The following is a 255-nucleotide window of genomic DNA, read 5'->3' as shown; positions in this document are numbered from 1 at the left end:
GCGGTGCGGTGACGGAGATCGCCGACAAGGCGACGGGCGAGAATACGGTGACGCACACGCAGGACGGCGCGGTGACGTTTACCGACGTCGATACGCTCGACACCCACAGCGCCAGCTTCTTGCCGCAAGGCCGTGGTTATCTCGGTACCTTCTCGCTGGATGCGGTCGATCAGGCAGCTGACAGGATCGGCTGGAACTTCAAGGTCGCCGACGGCGTGCTGGACTCGCTGCAGGCCGGCCAGACGCTGACGCAGA

The 255-nt window shown here is 65.1% G+C and carries 1 protein-coding gene; it reads left to right on the top strand.

The window, feature by feature from the left end; genetic code table 11:
* Nucleotides 1-255 (top strand): VCBS domain-containing protein (locus IB262_RS36865; RefSeq protein ID WP_192359284.1); only part of this gene is annotated, 255 nt, incomplete at both ends.

It is taken from the genome of Ensifer sp. ENS02 (assembly GCF_014851885.1).
GTDB lineage: Bacteria > Pseudomonadota > Alphaproteobacteria > Rhizobiales > Rhizobiaceae > Ensifer > Ensifer adhaerens.
This window is presented reverse-complemented; position numbering and strand designations above follow the sequence as displayed.